This is a genomic window from Phocaeicola paurosaccharolyticus JCM 15092, from assembly GCF_000613805.1.
In the GTDB taxonomy this organism is placed as follows: Bacteria; Bacteroidota; Bacteroidia; order Bacteroidales; family Bacteroidaceae; genus Phocaeicola; species Phocaeicola paurosaccharolyticus.
The window spans coordinates 1-703 of the sequence record NZ_BAJR01000085.1 but is presented as its reverse complement, the minus strand read 5'-3'; the positions used below and the strand labels follow the sequence as shown (position 1 = coordinate 703).

The window sequence follows — 703 nt, the reverse complement described above, 5'->3', positions numbered from 1 at the left end:
GTACCCCAATATGACGAAGTACTTACCTTTTTATTATGATGAAAAAGGATTTTTTCAGAATGACAAATCATTTATGATTACAGGTAATTGCATGTCATATCTAACAGCATTTCTAAATTCTTCTCTATTTAAATTCTGTTTCAAAGAAAATTTTCCGGAATTACTAGGCGGAACAAGAGAATTAAGAAAAGTTTTTTTTGACAAGATTCCATTGTTGAAAGTTAATGATGAAATCAATGCAAAATGTAAAGTATTAGTGCAAGAATTGCAGTATGAGTATACAAAGTCAAAAGCCATAGATCTTGACTCTATGATTTTTGACTTATATAACCTTACAGATGAGGAGCGAAAATCTATTGGATTTATTGAAATTCAATAAATTCCATTTCTTTATTATCCAAGTTGTAAATTTCATATACCATACGGTTAATATCATTGCTTGGTTCTTCACTTTTGATCGCATTTTGTAATTCTGTGTTTAACCATAGTGGAATTGGTAGTTTTAATACGTATATTGAGAACATTCTGACTGCTTTCTCTCCAAGTTGTACAGATAGAGTCCTATAATACCAATCTATTAACTTAGAATTAAGTATGTGCAATAGATATTCTAAGTTTATGGCAGACATAAAATAAGCGGTATTACCTATAAAGTATCCATTTGCATCAATAGAGAAACTCAAATTTTGAGAGATGTCGGGAT

General features: G+C 29.7%; 1 protein-coding gene and 1 pseudogene. One reads left to right on the top strand and one right to left on the bottom strand.

Annotation, left to right across the window (positions count from 1 at the left end; genetic code table 11):
* Nucleotides 1-379: pseudogene (locus JCM15092_RS14315) on the top strand (Eco57I restriction-modification methylase domain-containing protein); the annotation flags it as partial.
* Here the strand turns inward: JCM15092_RS14315 and JCM15092_RS14310 are convergent.
* Nucleotides 363-703, bottom strand: a 341-nt coding sequence (locus JCM15092_RS14310) for a TaqI-like C-terminal specificity domain-containing protein (RefSeq protein WP_024995231.1), incomplete at its 5' end; no start/stop codon positions are given. The pseudogene JCM15092_RS14315 and the gene JCM15092_RS14310 sit on opposite strands and share 17 nt — an antisense overlap.